The organism is Arthrobacter sp. Y3223151, from assembly GCF_059091125.1.
In genome coordinates this window covers 14,667-27,271 of the sequence record NZ_JBNHGI010000015.1, presented here as the reverse complement: position 1 = coordinate 27,271, position 12,605 = coordinate 14,667, and the positions used below count along the sequence as shown (strand labels likewise).

Here is a 12,605-nt window from a genome sequence, read left to right as displayed (position 1 = left end):
GAAGCCCGGCCGCTCCATCAGGAGCGGCCGGGCTTCTTCGTCTAGACGTGTGCCCAGGCCTGCCTGACGAAGGGCATCCGGGACGGGACTCGCCTCCTCCTGCGGCGCTTCGCCGTGCCCCTCGCCTGTCAGGCTGTGCCCGCCGCACGAAGTCTCGGCCGCCTGCAACCGAATCGTAACCTTTGCGACCCGGCGCGACTGTTGACACCTCTGTGAGCCACACCATAAATTTGCCGTAATCTGAATCACCTTTCAGGTTGGGGGACCTGACCATCAGGTTCAGACAGTTCCAGAGTTACTCCTCAAGAGATTTTTCAACGAAAGGCATCGGAGTGAAGGCAACGAAGAAGTTCCTGATGGCCGCGGCGCTGGTCACCGGACTGACCGTGAGCGCGTGCGCGCCGACCGCCGGCGGCGACACCGCCGGAGCGGCCGGCGAGGAAAGCAACGCCCCCGAGAGCATCAACGTGGGCATCGTCTATTCCGAATCCGGCCCGCTGGCCGCCTACGGCGCGGCCTACTACCAGGGTCTCCAGGCCGGCATCGACTACGCCACCGAGGGCACCGGCGAGGTCAACGGCACCAAGCTCAACCTGACCTATCACGACGACGGCGGTGACCCCGACAAGGCGGTCAACGTCGCCAAGGACCTGATCGGCAAGGACTACAAGATCCTGGCCGGCACCGTGGTGTCCGGCATCGCGCTGAAGCTCGCGGAGCAGGCCGCGCAGAACAAGGTGCTCTACATCTCCGGCCCCGCCGCGACCGACGCGCTGCAGGGCATCAACGACTACACCTTCCGCTCCGGCCGCCAGAGCCTGCAGGACGTCGCGACGGCCGGCACCTTCGTGGACGACCTCAAGGGCAAGAAGGTCGTTGTGTTCGGCCAGGACAACGCGTTCGGCCAGGGCAACCTCGCCGCCGTCGAAGCCGTCCTCGGCGAGCAGGGCGCCGAAGTCGATGACGTGCTGGTACCCGAAGACGCCACCGAGTTCACGCCGTTCGCCCGTCAGCTGATCGACGCCAAGCCGGATCTGGTCTTCGTGGCCTGGGCCGGCGCCACGTCGGGATCCATGTGGCAGGCACTGAGCCAGCAGGGCGCGTTCGACGCTGCCCCCATCGTGACCGGCCTGGGCGACGCCGCGACCTTCGGCGCCTACGGCAAGGCCTCGGACAAGATCAGCTTCCTGAACCACTACTTCCCGGGAGCAGCCGGCAACGACGTGGAGAAGGCCATGATCGAAAGCGTTGAGGCCGAAGGCAAGAAGGCCGACCTCTTCACCCCGGACGGCTTCGTCGCCGGCCAGATGATCGTGCAGGCAGTCAAGGAGGGCGGCAACGACGTCGACGCCATGGTCGAGGCGCTGGAGGGCTACAGCTTCGAAGGGCCCAAGGGCGAGACGACCATCCGTGCCTCCGACCACGCGCTGCTGCAGGAGATGTACCAGGCCAAGCTGGTGGAGAAGGACGGCGAGTGGGTGCCTGAGCTGATCAAGGCCATTCCGGCCGACACGGTGGCTCCGCCGGAAGCCAAGTAACCGCAGCACAACCACAGGCAGGCCCGCACTGTTGCAGTACCGGGGCGCCGCCGACCTCACCGGCGGCGGCGCCCCGGCCCGCGGACAGGGTCCTCGACCGGACAGAAAGTGACATGATGACCTCCCCAGATCAGCCCGCGCTCACGGTGCAGGGCCTCGGCCTGCAGATCGGCGGCGCCCGCATCCTCGAGGATGTCGGATTCTCCGTCGCGACCGGAGAAATGGTCGGCGTGATCGGACCGAACGGTGCCGGCAAGACCACCCTGTTCAACCTCATCTCCGGCGTCCTAAAGCCGACGGCCGGTTCCATCACGCTCGACGGCAAGGACGTCACGTCGGCCTCGATCCACAGCCGCGCCCGCGCCGGCCTGGGCCGGACATTCCAGACCTCCAGCCTGTTCCCGCGGCTCAGCGTGCTGGAAAACGTCCGGCTCGCGGCCCAGGCAGGCCTCGGCGGAAGCGTCACGGTCTTCCGGTTCCCCTCGCGGACGGATTCCGCGGCCGCCGCCGCGAAGCAGAACGTGGCCGAGGTCGGGCTGGAGGACAAGCTGCACACCGCGGCCGGCGACCTCGCCCACGGCGACAAGCGCAAGGTGGAGATCGCCATGCTCCTGGCCGGCAACCCCTCGGTCATCCTGCTCGACGAACCGATGGCCGGGGTGGCCTCCGGGGACGTGCCCGGGCTGAGCGCGATCATCCGCCGGATGCACCGCGACCGCGGCTGCACCGTGATGATGGTCGAGCACCACATGGACGTGGTCCTCGGGCTGGTCGACCGCGTGGCGGTCATGCACCACGGCAAGCTGCTGGCCATCGACAGCCCGGACGCGGTGATGGCCAATCCCACCGTCCAGAGCGCCTACCTGGGAGAACCCGTATGAGCCAGCACCCGGAAAGCCGCGCGGCCGTGCCGCAGGACGCTGCTATGCCCGCCGCGACGACCACCACCGCCACCGCCACGTCGCCGTCCGCGGCGCGGCCGGACCGCCACGCCCGCCCGGTGCTGGAGGTCGCGGGGCTCAGCGCGCACATCGCCGGCCAGCAGGTGGTGGAGAACGTCAGCTTCTCCGTGCCGGCCACCGGCATCACCGCCCTGCTGGGCCGCAACGGCGTGGGCAAGACCAGCACCATCAAGGCCATCATCGGCCTGATCTCCCGCAGCGGCAGCGTGACGCTGGACGGCACGCGGATCGACAAGGAAGCGACCTACAAGATCATCCGCCGCGGCGTGGGCTACGTCCCGGAGGACCGCGAGGTCTTCTCCAAGCTGACCGTGGCGGAGAACCTGCGGCTGGCCGAACGGGACGCCTCCCCGCGCCGGCAGCTGGTGGAGGAACTCTTCCCCGACCTGCTCAAGCGCGCCTCGCAGATGGCCGGGACACTCTCCGGCGGGCAGCAGCAGATGGTCTCGCTGGCGCGTGCGCTGCTGAATGAGAACAAGCTGCTGCTGATCGACGAGCCGACCAAGGGCCTGGCGCCAAAGATCGTGCAGGAAGTCTCCGAGACGCTGGAGCGGGCCGCCGCAACGGTGCCGATCCTGCTGGTGGAGCAGAACCTGCAGGTGGTCCGCCAGCTGGCCGCCGGCGCGGTGGTGCTGTCCGGCGGGCGGGTGGTCCACACCACCGACAGCGCGCTGGACTTCCTGGACAACGAAGACCTGACCCAGCGGCTGCTGGGCGTCCACGCCGAAGGCGGGCACGACGACGATGCCGCCCCCGCAGAGGCCGGGACCGGCACCGACCCGAACGGGGTGCACAAGTGAGTACCATCGTCCTGCTGACCGTCACCGGCCTGGGCCTGGGCGCGCTCTACTTCCTGGTGGCCTCCGGGCTGAGCCTGATCTACGGGCTGATGGGCGTGCTGAACTTCGCACACGGCTCCTTCCTGACCCTCGGCGCGTTCGCCGGCTGGGAAGTGGCCCGCCGCGCCGGCGCCGACAACTGGTGGACCTTCCTCGGCTCCCTCCTGGTGGGCGCCGTCGTGGGGGCCCTGTTCGCCGCCTTCACCGAGTTCGTGCTGATCCGCAAGCTGTACGAGCGGCACATCGAACAGGTCCTGGTCACCGTCGGCCTCTCGCTGGCGTCGGTCGCGCTGTTCGACGGGATCTGGGGCACCGACCCGGTCTATATCTCCGGACCCGAATGGTTCAGCCAGACCACCAGAATCCTCGGCGCCGACATCGCGAACGACCGCTTCGTGGCCATCATCGCGGCGGTGTTCGTGCTGCTGGGCCTGGTGTTCTTCCTCAAGCGCACCCGCTACGGCATGATCATCCGCGCCGGCGTGGAAAGCCGCTCCATGGTCACCGCGCTGGGCATCGACGTCCGCAAGGCGTTCACGCTGGTCTTCGCCATCGGCGGCGCCGCGGCCGGCCTGGGCGGGGTGCTGGCCAGCCACTACTTCGGCTACGTCTCGCCGCTGCTGGGCGGATCGCTGCTGATCTTCGCCTTCATCGTCACCGTGATCGGCGGCCTGGGCTCGCTCACCGGCGCGGCCATCGCCTCGGTGGTGGTGGCGCTGCTGCAGCAGTTCGCGAACTTCTACCTCAACGGCACCGGGGATTTCGTCGTCGTCGTGGCCCTGGCCCTTGTCCTGCTCTTCCGGCCCTCCGGCCTGCTCGGGAGGAAATCATGACCACCAGCAAGACCGACCCGCAATCGGACGCGCAGCCGAACCCGGCCGCCGCAACCGCCGGGCACACCGAGGCCCCGGGCACCGGAGACAGGACGCCGCGGCGCGGACGGAAGGGCAGGCACGACGGCGGGGCTGCCGCCGGCGGGGTCCGCGGGCTGCTCAAGTGGGCCGCCGGGGGAGCGGCCGTGGTGCTGCTGGCCCTGCTGCCGCTGCTGAACCTGTCCCTGCCGGGCGTGCTGCCCGGGCCCACCTACACCCCGGGTTCGCTGCAGCTGATCGCCATGTGCATGCTGATGGCCGCCGCGGCGCTCAGCTACCACCTGCTGCTCGGCGTCACCGGCCTGCTCTCCTTCGGCCATGCGCTGTACTTCGGCGCCGGGGTCTACGGGCTCGGCGTCATCCTGGACACGTTCGACATCCCGCTGCTGCCGGCCATGGGCCTGACGCTGCTGCTGGTCATCGTGCTGGCCCACGTGGTCGGCGCGGTCGGCCTGCGCGTGACGGGCATCCCGTTCGCCATGGTCACCCTGGCCTTCGCGGAGGCCGGCCACGTGCTGGTGGGCCGCAACCCCGGCCAGGCCACCGGCGGCGAAGAGGGCCTGACCCTGGCCACGGAGAACCTGCCCGAGGCCCTGCTGGGCGTGGCCAACACCCGCAACCTGTACTGGCTGGCGCTGATCGTGCTGCTGGTGGTCTTCGCCGTCGTCAGCTGGGTGCAGTTCAGCCGCGCCGGGCACGTGGCCGCGGCGGTGCGCGAGAACGAGCTGCGCGTGCGGGTCATCGGGCTGCAGCCCTACCTGGTCAAGCTGCTGGTGTTCGTGGTCGGCGGCGTGCTGGCCTCGGCGGTCGGCATGGTCTACCTGCTGCTGCAGTCCGGTGCCGTCCCGCGCAGCCTCTCGGCCGACTTCACCATCACCCTGCTGGTCATGGTGGTGCTCGGCGGCGTGGGCTCGCGCTGGGGAGCGGTCATCGGGGGCGTCTTCTACACGCTGCTGGACCAGCGGCTGACGGCGCTGGCGCAGTCCGAGGCCATCGCCAACCTGCCAGACATCCTGCGGATCCCGCTCTCGGAGCCGCTGTTCATCCTCGGTACACTGTTCATCCTGGTGGTCCTGTTCCTGCCCGGCGGCATCACCGGCGCGGTACAGCGGGCCACCCTCAGCCGCGGCCAGCGCCGCCAGGCAGCCGCCCGGCAGCGCGACATCCTGGAGAAAGCCGAGTGAACCTGCAGCCCCATCCGCCCGCCGGCGGCCTCCATACCCTCGGCCGCTGGACCGCCGACCGCGCCGTGTCCACGCCCGACCGGGTGGCGATCGACGACCGGGGGGTCAGCCTGCGCTACCGCGACCTCGATGCCCGGGCCGTCGCCCTGGCCGCGGGCCTGCGCGCCGCCGGCTATGGGGTGGGGGACCGGATCGCCACCCTGACCGGCAACTCCGCCGACCATGTGGTGCTGTTCTTCGCCTGCGCCAAGGCCGGCCTCGTGCTGGTCCCGCTGTCCTGGCGGCTGTCTCCCGGGGAGATCGCCGAGCAGCTGCAGCTGGCGGACCCGGCGCTGCTGCTGGTGGAGGATGAATTCGACGCGCTGGCCGCAGCTGCCGCCACCATGCTCCCGCTGCCGCCGCGCACAGCAGCGCTCGGGCCCTCGGGGGTGGAGCGGCACGTGCCCTGCCCCACCCGCCGGCTGGACAGCGCCGCGGGGCCCGTGCAGCGGGACGTGCGCGACGACGATGCCCTCCTGATGATGTTCACGTCCGGTACCGAGGGGCCGAGCAAGGCCGCCATCCTCACGCACGCCAACTGCTTCTGGACCAACCTCTCGCTGTCGCGGACCATGGAGCTCTCCAGCTCCGACGTGGTGCTGGCCGCGCTGCCGCAGTTCCATGTGGGCGGCTGGAACATCCAGCCGCTGCTGGGCTGGTGGACCGGCGCCACGGTGGTCCTGGAACGCACGTTCGACCCGGGCCGGATGCTGCAGCTGATCGCCCAACGCAGGGTCACCACCATGATGGGTGTCCCCACCCAGTACGCCATGCTGGCCGAGCACCCCGGCTTCGCGTCCGCCGACCTGTCCAGCCTGCAGCACGCGATCGTCGGCGGCGCGTCCATGCCCGCACCGCTGCTGCGGATCTGGCACAAGCGGGGCGTGGCCCTGAGCCAGGGCTACGGCCTGACCGAGGCCTCGCCCAACGTGCTCTGCCTGCCCAACGAAGACGCGGCCTCCATGATCGGCTACGCGGGCAAGCCCTACCTGCACGTCAGCGTGGCGGTCGCGGACCCCGCCACCGGCGAGATCCTGGACGGCGCGGCCACCGGTGAGCTGCTGGTCTCGGGACCGGGCGTGTTCGCCGGCTACTTCCGGAACCCGGAGGCCACCGCGGCGGCGCTCGCCGGCGGCTGGCTGCGCACCGGCGACCTGGTCGAACGCACCGCGAACGGCTTCTTCCGCATCGTGGACCGGATCAAGGACCTCTACATCTCCGGCGGCGAGAACGTGGCCCCGGCCCAGGTGGAGCAGGTCCTGCTCTCGCACCCCGCGGTGGCCGAGGCCGCCGTCGTCGGGGTTCCCGACGAACGCTGGGGCGAGACCGGGCTGGCCTACGTGGTGGTCCGGCCGGGCCGGATCACCGACGCCGAGGAGCTGGCCGAACACTGCCGGGCGCAGCTGGCCGCCTTCAAGGTCCCCGGCCGCTTCGCCTTCGTGCCGGCGCTGCCGCGCACCGCACTGAACAAGGTGGTCCGGGGGAGGCTGCGGGAGGCCGCCGTCCGCCCCGACCGCCACCCGCTGACCGCAGGATCGGAGCAGGAATCATGAGCGCTGCACCACGCACCGCCCGGGGCACCCGGACGCGGGCCAAGCTGCTGGAGGCGGCCGAAGCGGTCTTTGCATCGGTGGGCTACCACGAGGCCTCGATCGTCAAGATCACCGAGCAGGCCGACGTCGGGCTGGGCACCTTCTACCTCTACTTCGAGGGCAAGCAGGCCGTCTTCGACGAGGTCGTCGAGGACCTCAACCGGCGGGTGCGGCACGCGATGACCGAGGCGGCGAAGTCGGCAGAGAACCGGCTGGAGGCCGAGCGGGCCGGGTTCAAGGCGTTCTTCCGCTTCACCGCCGAACACCCCGCGCTCTACCGGATCATCCGGCAGGCGGAGTTCGTGTCGCCCGGCGCCCTGCGGATGCACTACACGCGCATCGTCAACGGCTACATTGAGGGACTGAAGGCGGCGCAGGCCACCGGCGAGGTCCGTCCGATGGACCCGAACGTCGCGGCGTGGGCGCTGATGGGCATCGGCGAACTGATCGGGATGCGCTGGGTGCTCTGGGAGGACGACGGCGGTGCGCAGCCCGTCCCGCGGGAAGTGCCCGACCACGTATTCGAAGAAATGATGCAGTTCATTGAGCGGGCGCTGGCGCCCGGACAGCAGACGACGGAAGGACCCACCCATGGCTGAGAAGACTCTGACGGGCCGCAGCGCCATGGTGACCGGCGGGGCCAGCGGCATCGGCGAAGCCTGCGCGCGGGCCCTGGCCGACCGCGGCGCGAAGGTCACCGTGGCCGACCTGGACGGCGCCGCCGCCGAACGGGTGGCGCAGGAGATCGGCGGGGTCCCGTGGCAGGTGGACCTCAGCGACACCCGGGCGCTGGAAACGGCGGCGGTGGACACCGACATCCTGGTCAACAATGCCGGGATCCAGCGGATCAACCCCATTGAGGAGTTCGACCCGGAGGCCTTCCGGCTGATGCTCCGCTTGATGCTCGAATCCCCGTTCCTGCTGATCCGGGCGGCGCTGCCGGGCATGTACCAGCGCGGTTTCGGCCGGATCATCAACGTCTCCTCGGTGCACGGGCTGCGGGCGTCGGCCTACAAGTCCGCGTACGTCTCCGCCAAGCACGGGCTGGAGGGCCTCTCGAAGGTCACCGCCCTGGAGGGCGGCGCGCACGGGGTGACCAGCAACTGCATCAATCCCGGTTACGTGAAGACGCCGCTGGTCGAGAAGCAGATCGCCGACCAGGCCCGGATGCACCAGCTGCCGGCGGAGGAAGTGGTCGCCAAGGTGATGCTCACCGAGAGCGCCGTCAAGCGCCTGGTCGAGCCGCACGAAGTGGCCTCGCTGGTGTGCTGGCTCGCGGGGCCCGACGCCGGCATGGTCACCGGCGCGTCCTACACGATGGACGGCGGATGGTCCAGCCGATGAGCGCCGAACCCGCAGCCCTGCCCTACGCCGCATTGGACGTGCCGGTCCGCGGCGGCACCCTGCGCACCGGCGTGTGGGGACCCCGGGACGCGCAGGCACCCGCCATCCTGGCCGTGCACGGCGTGACGGCCTCGCACCGCACGTGGGGACTGCTGGCGCAGGAGCTCGACGGCGTGCGGGTGATCGCCCCGGATTTGCGCGGCCGCGGCCGCAGCAACGGGCTGCCCGGCCCGTTCGGCATGGCCGCGCACGCCGACGACCTCGCGGAGGTGCTCGCGGCGCACGGCGTCGGCCGGGCCGTCGTCGTCGGCCATTCCATGGGGGCGTTCGCTTCGGTGGTGCTGGCCCGGCGCCACCCGCGGCTGGTGGAGTCGCTGGTGCTCGTCGACGGCGGCCTGCCGCTGCAGGTGCCGGCCGGGCTCAGCGACGAGGAGGTCATCCAGTCGGTGCTGGGTCCGGCGGCCGAACGGCTGGCCGCCACGTTCCCCAGCCGGGAGGCGTATCGGGACTTCTGGCGGGTGCACCCGGCCTTCGCCGAGCATTGGAACGCGCTGGTGGAGGACTACGTGGACTACGACCTCGCCGGCGAGCCGCCGCTGTTGCGGCCGGCGACGAATTACGAGGCGATGGCCCGCGACACCGCCGACCTGAACAGCGGCGCCGTCCTGATGGACGCGCTCGAATCACTCGATGTCCCGGCGGTGCTGCTGCGGGCCCCGCGCGGCCTGCTGAACGAGGACGCGGGCCTGTACACGCCCGGCTACGTGGACGGCTGGGCGCGCCGGCTCCCGGCGCTGCGGGTGCGCGAGGTGGTCGGAACCAACCACTACACCATCGTCATGGACAGCCCGGGCGCGGCGGCGGTGGCCGATGCGGTGCGCGACGCCCTGGCCGGCCGGGCGCCAGGACGGGCCGCGGGCAAGGGGCCGGTCCGGTGAAACGACACACCGAACAGGCTGCAGGATAAACTCAAGACTGCGTGCCTATAGTCGAGAGGCTGAGGTTTCTTCCCCCAAGCACAAGCCCTCGTCCTCGGCCTGAGGCACAAAGTAGTCATGATTCGATTCGATAACGTCACGAAGATCTACGACCAGAACTCTCGTCCGGCCCTGGACAAGATCAGTCTGGAGATCGACCGCGGCGACTTCGCGTTCTTGGTCGGCTCGTCCGGGTCCGGGAAATCCACGTTCATCCGCCTGGTCCTGAAAGAAGACCGCGCCACCCGTGGCTCGGTCTACGTCGCCGGCCAGAACGTGGCCAACATTCCCAGCTGGCGCGTGCCCAAACTGCGCCGCGGCATCGGCGTGGTGTTCCAGGACTTCCGGCTGCTGCCCAACAAGACCGTCTTCGCCAACGTGGCGTTCGCCATGCAGGTGATCGGGCGCAGCCGCGCCGTGATCCGCGAGACGGTGCCCGAGGTGCTCAAGACCGTGGGCCTGGAGGGCAAAGACCACCGCATGCCGCACGAGCTCTCCGGCGGCGAGCAGCAGCGCGTCGCCATCGCGCGCGCCGTCGTGAACAAGCCCGGGATCCTGCTGGCCGACGAACCCACCGGCAACCTGGATCCGACCACGTCGCTGGGGATCATGAAGGTGCTGGACCGGATTAACCAGAACGGCACCACCGTGGTGATGGCCACCCACGACAACGTGATCGTGAACGAAATGCGCAAGCGCGTGATCGAGCTGCGCGACGGTGTGCTGGTGCGCGACCAGTCCGAAGGCATCTACCTGGGCGAACCGGAGGAGGCCAAATGAGACTGGCTTTTATCCTCGGTGAAATCGGTTCCGGCCTGCGCCGGAACCTGTCCATGGTGGTCTCCGTGGTGCTGGTGACCTTCATTTCGCTCAGTTTCGTGGGCGCGGCCGGCATGCTGCAGATGCAGATCAACCAGATGAAGGGCTACTGGTACGACAAGGTCCAGGTGGCCATCTTCCTGTGCGTTGACACCTCGACGACGGCCAGCTGCGCGGCCGGCCCCGTGACCGACGAACAGCGTGCGGAAATCGAGTCCACGCTGACCAGTCCGGCCGTGGAACAGTACGTGGACACCTACTTGTACGAGTCGCAGGACGATGCCTTGGGCCACTTCCGCGACCAGTTCGCGAACTCGCCGATCGTGGACTCGGTGACGGCCGACCAGCTGCCGGAGTCCTTCCGCGTCTCGCTGGTGGATCCGCAGAAGTACGAGGTCATTAACGAGATATTCTCCTCGCTGCCTGGCGTCGAAGTAGTCGTGGACCAGCGCGAGATCCTGGAAAAGGTCTTCAGCGTCATGAACATCGCCTCGCTGGTGGCGGTGGGCATCGCCGTCGTCATGATTGTCTGCGCCATCCTGCTGATCGCCACCACCATCAGGCTGTCCGCCTTCAGCCGGCGCCGGGAAACCGGCATCATGCGCCTGGTCGGTGCCTCCAAGGCCGTGATCCAGCTGCCGTTCGTGCTGGAAGGGGTGATCGCCGCCGTGCTCGGGGCGCTGCTGGCCTCGGTCACCCTGTGGGCCGTGGCGCACTTCTTCATCGGCGGCTGGCTGGCCAGCCAATACCCCGACACGGCCTTCATTTCCTCCAGCACCATGCTGGTGATCGGTCCCGCGCTGGTGCTGCTGGGCGCCGTCCTGGCCGGAATATCGTCCCTTTTGACCCTGCGTCGCTACCTTAAGGTCTAGACTCATGACACGTGCACAGAACTTGACATTGGGGAGCCAGGCTGTGAGCCGTACTAAGCCGCGGAAGAAATGTCTTCCGCAAGGGATTTTGAGCGCCGCCATGGCCGCCCTGCTCGCGTTCTCGCTGGGCTCCGCCGGCCCCGCCCAGGCAGACGACCTCGACGACCGCAAGGCCGCCCTCGACCAGGAAATCCAGCAGATCGAATCGTCGCTGGAGTTCCTCAACGCCGACATCGTCGAGGCGGTCAAGGAACTGAAGCAGCACCAAAGCCGGCTTCCGGCGGCCCAGCAGAAGCTCTCCGAGGCCGAGGGCCGGGTGGACGCCGCCACCAACAAGGTGGCCGCACTGGCGCAGCGCGTGGACCTGGCGCTGCAGACCAAGGACAAGATCAACCAGCAACTGACCAGCGACGCCGAGGAGCTGGAGGAAACCAAGAAGGTCATCGGCCAGATCGCCACCCAGGCCTACAAGCAGGGCGGCGTGCCGTCCAACCTGTCGCTGTTCTTCGGTTCCGACGGCGACGCCAACCTGGCCAGCACCATCGACCTGGCGGACCAGGCGCTGCGCAGCCAAAACGCGGCACTGGACAAGCTGGCCCAGCAGAACGCCACGAACGTGAACTCCCGGGCGCGGCTGGAGGCCGTGGAGGAGGAAATCCGTGACCTGAAGGCGCAGGCCGAGGAGGCGCTGGCGGCCGAACAGGTCGCCCGCGACGAGGCGGCCGCCGAAAAGCAGAAGGTCGACCAGCTGATCGCCGAGACCTCGGCGCTGTCGGACAGCCTGCAGGCCAAGAAGCCGCAGATCGAGCAGGAGCTGGCCAAGACCGAGCAGGCCCAGAACCAGGTGCTCTCGCAGATCAAAGAACGGCAGGAACGGCTCCGCCGCGAGGCGGCGGAGAAGGCCCGGCGCGAGGCCGAGGAGCGGCGCAAGGCCCAGGAGGCCTGGGAGCGGGAACAGGCCCGGATCAAGGCGGCACAGCAGGCGGCGCGCAACAGCGGCCAGCCGGTGCCGCAACTGGTCCCGAGGGTGCCGCCGCCCCCTCCGGCCAGCCAGGCGCCGTCGTCCTTCGGTTTGATCAACCCGGTGAACGGGCCCATCACGTCCGGCTACGGCTGGCGGCCCACTCCGGCGGGCACCATGGACTTCTACGGCACCGGCGGCTACATGCACAGCGGGATCGACTACGGTTCCGCCTGCGGCACGCCGATCTACGCGCCGGCGGCCGGCACCGTGGCGCGCGCGGACAGCACGGTCTGGGGCGGCGGCAACAGCGTGACGATGAGCCACGGCGTGGTCGGCGGCAACGCGCTGGACACCAACTTCTACCACATGACCCGCTACGTGGTGTACGCCGGCCAGAGCGTCGGCCGCGGCCAGCTGATCGGCTACGTGGGCAGCACCGGCAACTCCACCGGCTGCCACCTGCACTTCGAAACCATCGTCAACGGCAGCTTCGTCAATCCGATGAACCTGCTCTAGGTTTCGGCGGCGGCACCCGGCGCGCTGCGGCCTATCCGGCCGCGACGCGGCTGCGGCGCTCCTGCCGTGGCGCGGCTATAATGGAAC

General features: G+C 69.4%; 12 protein-coding genes. All 12 read left to right on the top strand.

Annotation, left to right across the window (positions count from 1 at the left end; all coding sequences use genetic code 11):
• Positions 1 to 332: 332 nt before the first annotated feature.
• The 12 genes from AC5RUP_RS15670 to AC5RUP_RS15615 all read left to right on the top strand — a co-directional run bounded on the left by AC5RUP_RS15670 (position 333) and on the right by AC5RUP_RS15615 (position 12,518).
• On the top strand, positions 333 to 1,538 hold the full coding sequence (locus tag AC5RUP_RS15670) for a substrate-binding domain-containing protein (RefSeq protein WP_494153263.1): 1,206 nt from the start codon (positions 333 to 335) through the stop codon (positions 1,536 to 1,538).
• Positions 1,539 to 1,654: 116 nt separating this feature from the next.
• Entirely contained in the window at positions 1,655 to 2,419 is a 765-nt protein-coding gene (locus AC5RUP_RS15665) for an ABC transporter ATP-binding protein (protein ID WP_494153288.1), read from the top strand.
• Positions 2,416 to 3,300: an ABC transporter ATP-binding protein gene (locus tag AC5RUP_RS15660; protein ID WP_494158735.1), complete on the top strand. Its 885-nt coding sequence runs from the start codon at positions 2,416 to 2,418 to the stop codon at positions 3,298 to 3,300. Before AC5RUP_RS15665 ends, AC5RUP_RS15660 begins: the two co-directional genes overlap by 4 nt.
• Positions 3,297 to 4,172, top strand: a complete 876-nt coding sequence (locus AC5RUP_RS15655) for a branched-chain amino acid ABC transporter permease (protein WP_494000186.1) — start codon at positions 3,297 to 3,299, stop codon at positions 4,170 to 4,172. Before AC5RUP_RS15660 ends, AC5RUP_RS15655 begins: the two co-directional genes overlap by 4 nt.
• Positions 4,169 to 5,395, top strand: a complete 1,227-nt coding sequence (locus tag AC5RUP_RS15650) for a branched-chain amino acid ABC transporter permease (protein ID WP_494158734.1) — start codon at positions 4,169 to 4,171, stop codon at positions 5,393 to 5,395. Before AC5RUP_RS15655 ends, AC5RUP_RS15650 begins: the two co-directional genes overlap by 4 nt.
• Positions 5,392 to 6,987, top strand: a complete 1,596-nt coding sequence (locus AC5RUP_RS15645; RefSeq protein WP_494158733.1) for a class I adenylate-forming enzyme family protein — start codon at positions 5,392 to 5,394, stop codon at positions 6,985 to 6,987. Before AC5RUP_RS15650 ends, AC5RUP_RS15645 begins: the two co-directional genes overlap by 4 nt.
• Positions 6,984 to 7,625 (top strand): TetR/AcrR family transcriptional regulator, encoded by a 642-nt coding sequence (locus tag AC5RUP_RS15640; RefSeq protein ID WP_494155056.1) that lies wholly within the window; start codon positions 6,984 to 6,986, stop codon positions 7,623 to 7,625. The genes AC5RUP_RS15645 and AC5RUP_RS15640 overlap by 4 nt, the downstream gene beginning before the upstream one ends.
• A complete protein-coding gene (locus AC5RUP_RS15635) occupies positions 7,618 to 8,370 on the top strand; it encodes a 3-hydroxybutyrate dehydrogenase (protein ID WP_494074994.1) in 753 nt (250 codons plus the stop codon). The genes AC5RUP_RS15640 and AC5RUP_RS15635 overlap by 8 nt, the downstream gene beginning before the upstream one ends.
• A complete protein-coding gene (locus tag AC5RUP_RS15630) occupies positions 8,367 to 9,308 on the top strand; it encodes an alpha/beta hydrolase (protein WP_494158732.1) in 942 nt (313 codons plus the stop codon). The genes AC5RUP_RS15635 and AC5RUP_RS15630 overlap by 4 nt, the downstream gene beginning before the upstream one ends.
• 117 nt (positions 9,309 to 9,425) lie before the next feature.
• Complete coding sequence (gene ftsE, locus AC5RUP_RS15625; protein WP_493979073.1) at positions 9,426 to 10,127, top strand: cell division ATP-binding protein FtsE; 702 nt, start codon at positions 9,426 to 9,428, stop codon at positions 10,125 to 10,127.
• Complete coding sequence (gene ftsX / locus AC5RUP_RS15620) at positions 10,124 to 11,038, top strand: permease-like cell division protein FtsX (protein ID WP_494022786.1); 915 nt, start codon at positions 10,124 to 10,126, stop codon at positions 11,036 to 11,038. The genes ftsE and ftsX overlap by 4 nt, the downstream gene beginning before the upstream one ends.
• An 88-nt stretch (positions 11,039 to 11,126) precedes the next feature.
• Positions 11,127 to 12,518, top strand: coding sequence for a peptidoglycan DD-metalloendopeptidase family protein (locus AC5RUP_RS15615; RefSeq protein WP_494153662.1), 1,392 nt, complete (start codon positions 11,127 to 11,129; stop codon positions 12,516 to 12,518).
• Positions 12,519 to 12,605: the final 87 nt, after the last annotated feature.

Bases quoted from the DNA above. Each gene is read 5' to 3' on its own strand.
- AC5RUP_RS15665 (WP_494153288.1), top strand. From the start codon at position 1,655: ATGACCTCCCCAGATCAGCCCGCGCTCACGGTGCAGGGCCTCGGCCTG.
- AC5RUP_RS15660 (WP_494158735.1), top strand. From the start codon at position 2,416: ATGAGCCAGCACCCGGAAAGCCGCGCGGCCGTGCCGCAGGACGCTGCT.
- AC5RUP_RS15650 (WP_494158734.1), top strand. From the start codon at position 4,169: ATGACCACCAGCAAGACCGACCCGCAATCGGACGCGCAGCCGAACCCG.
- AC5RUP_RS15640 (WP_494155056.1), top strand. From the start codon at position 6,984: ATGAGCGCTGCACCACGCACCGCCCGGGGCACCCGGACGCGGGCCAAG.
- AC5RUP_RS15635 (WP_494074994.1), top strand. From the start codon at position 7,618: ATGGCTGAGAAGACTCTGACGGGCCGCAGCGCCATGGTGACCGGCGGG.
- AC5RUP_RS15630 (WP_494158732.1), top strand. From the start codon at position 8,367: ATGAGCGCCGAACCCGCAGCCCTGCCCTACGCCGCATTGGACGTGCCG.
- ftsE (WP_493979073.1), top strand. From the start codon at position 9,426: ATGATTCGATTCGATAACGTCACGAAGATCTACGACCAGAACTCTCGT.
- ftsX (WP_494022786.1), top strand. From the start codon at position 10,124: ATGAGACTGGCTTTTATCCTCGGTGAAATCGGTTCCGGCCTGCGCCGG.